2 protein-coding genes and 1 pseudogene are annotated in these 2873 nt (G+C 37.3%); all 3 read right to left on the reverse strand.

Going from position 1 to position 2873, the window contains the following annotated elements:
• Positions 1-1181, reverse strand: a pseudogene (locus tag ACFINK_RS09115) (hypothetical protein); the annotation flags it as partial.
• An 822-nt stretch (positions 1182-2003) separates the two neighbouring features.
• Positions 2004-2267 carry a YadA-like family protein gene (locus ACFINK_RS09120; RefSeq protein ID WP_375638878.1) on the reverse strand — a complete coding sequence of 88 codons (264 nt, stop codon included), beginning with the start codon at positions 2265-2267 and terminating at the stop codon, positions 2004-2006.
• A 342-nt stretch (positions 2268-2609) separates the two neighbouring features.
• A partial coding sequence (locus ACFINK_RS09125; protein ID WP_375638880.1) for a YadA-like family protein occupies positions 2610-2873 on the reverse strand: 264 nt, incomplete at its 5' end.

Below are 2873 nucleotides of genomic sequence, written 5' to 3' on the forward strand. Positions count from 1 at the left end.
ATTATTTTCGGTCCACCTGTAATCACTAAGCCCGTTGCGTCTAAGGTACTGCTTCCTGCAGTTACTTTATTGACTGCAATATCCTTGGCTAGATCAAATTTTATATTATTGTCATCTTTGCCTTTGCTAATTTGAAGATTTTCACTTGCCGCTGATAAATCGATCTTGCTCTCTATACCAATAGTTGTAGCATCTGCACCACCAACAGACAGCTGCCAACCTTTATCTACGTAATTTTGTAATGACTTTATCTGCGCAACATTTACTGCATCAGTCAGTTCAGAACCAGCTGCTACCCCTATAATTTGTCGCGTTCCCTTCTCGCTGAGATTACCAACACTCATGGCACCATAAACACTCTTCCATTGAATGTCAGTACCTGTTGCATTCGCTTTCTTATTAGGAGAATAGCCAAAAACACCTTTAGCCCTATCGGCCACAGAATTGTAACCTAGCGCAATACCGCCCGCTTCTTTCACTTCTGCCCATGCACCAACAATGGTGGCAGCAGAAGCGTAGTCTTTCGCGGCGTTGCCAACAATAGTAACACCTTGAAACAGATTACTTTGTGAATATGTCTGTATGCCGTTACCAATAGCAATAATATTAATGGCATTCGCATTCGGACTTTTCCCCAGTTTTATATCATCATTAGTTTCATATGTACTCACCCTCCTTGCTAAACGATTAACGCCAGACAGCAAAATATCATCACTATTATCGTCCTCAACAGGCAGCATCCACCCTTTTTTAATAAATGTTTTTGGCAATTTTCGCACAGCAATATTATCCGCACTCATGCTTTTATCGTTAACCGCTATTCTTGTAAGCTGTGGCACTTTCTTATCACCAACATTTCCAACTCGCGCAGAACGGCTACCTTCTGTCAAAACATTTACGATAGGACTCTTATCTCTCTTACCAGAAAGGGTTTTGGTTAAAAAATTTGCGTAATCATCAGAAGCATTCAAACCAGCAACAGAGAGAAGGCTTTGTGGATAAGATACACCAGCACTTTTTACACCCTCAAGAAACGTGTTTCTAAAATCAGGATTTGCTGAAAAAACAGGCGTAACATTCGATAAGAATGTAGCCGCTGTAGCCAACGAAAGAACTTTAACAAAAGAAAAACGAGAACGTTTTAATTCACTCGCAGCTTGTGGGGCATATAATTTTTTCATAACAAACTCTCCAATGAAAAAACTTAAAAACACCTCCAAAACATAAAAAAGACACATTTTAGCATTATTGATCTCTTTGGAATTCAGAGTAGACGATTATTGCTTAGAGTGTGAACATTTTGGGTCTTTAGTCTTGTTTTGTTTGTGCTCTCTTTATTGAGACCTAAATGTTTGTTTTTTGATTATGTTTTGTGGACATAAAGATGACACATTTAGAGTCTAATGGTTTTAGTGTGCTGTTTTTTTCTAACTAAAAAGGGGTCTTTATATTTAATATTACTTTTTACTTGGTAGCGGTTACTATAAAATCCTTTGTACTAGGTTTTAGTATGTATTTTCCTAATTATAGATTTTATTTTTATTAGAAAGCATGGTTTTATTAATAATAAGTAAAGTAAAAAGAAATTGTAATATGTCCGGAATATAGTTTTCCTTGGATAACTGGCTTTTTAGTTGGATTTTTTCTTTTTAATATATCATATAATGATATATGCGCGGTCCTGTGATGTACCTTTTATCTTTACGCACTACTTTTCCCCCTTTGAATTATTTTATCAAAATGAGTCTTACTAATATACATTTTCATACAGCTATAGGCTGTTCATGAAAATAGCAACATAAAAATATAGCTTTTTAGCAATATGGATTCTACTGTGATCTTTTTTCAACAAAATATAGAAAATCTTCTATAAAACCTCACAGTTTATAGCCTCATCAAATATTATGCTTATCTCTAGATAAATACTGTGCGTCTGTAAAAAAATATCCACCCTTATTTCAATAAATAAGGGTGGATATTCTGTTCTATTTTCGTTGTTCGTATTATTTTATTTTCAGAGTGATTGCACCACCTATTCCCCAATGACCACCAGCACTCGTGGCAGAGAGATTAGAGCGAATTTTTCCGTTTTCAGATGTATAACCAGCACCAAGGGCAAATGCGGATTGTCCACGCCATGTGCCGCTACCAAATGAGACACTCAAAGATCCTGGCTCGTCAAAGTAACGTAGGTTGGATACTGCTAGACCAACGGCGGCTGCTTGCCTTGCCTCTTTCCGTACGCTCTTAATGTCATAACTAAACATTTCAAATTTTATATCGGTTTAGGATTTCGACTCGTTAACACCATTACTCATCGCATTATCCTTGGATTCAGAAAAATATTTATCTACATATTTTTTCGCATCATCAAAAACTGTCTTAATCTGCTGCTCACTGTCATCTAACAACCACCAACCAGCCCCCCTCCACGACTTCTGTCAAATTTGCGTAAAACACACCACTCTTCACACCTTTTCTCTTTCTTTATTTTCAACATTAATGCTGGCACTGTTATTTGTGGGAGTCGTTCTTTTAATCGTGTAACTATTTTCGCCCCTGTCTTGTATAGACAGGAGCGTTTTTGAAAATAATCGTAGTAAATTTTATTAATTTAGAGTTAAGCTTAATCCTACACCTACACCCCAGCGCCCTCCGGAACTTGTCACAGATAGACTAGAGCGAATATTTCCATCTTCAGATGTATAACCAGCACCAAGAGCAAATGCGGACTGATTGAGCCATATACCACTACCAAGTGCAACACTTAACTTTCCTGGTGCATCATTGTAACGCAAGTTGGACACCGCTAGACCAATAGCAGCAGCTTGTCTTGCTTCTTTCCGAACATCCTGAATAGCATAATTCAATGT

It is taken from the genome of Bartonella sp. AA16NXGY (assembly GCF_042197325.1).
Classification (GTDB): domain Bacteria; phylum Pseudomonadota; class Alphaproteobacteria; order Rhizobiales; family Rhizobiaceae; genus Bartonella.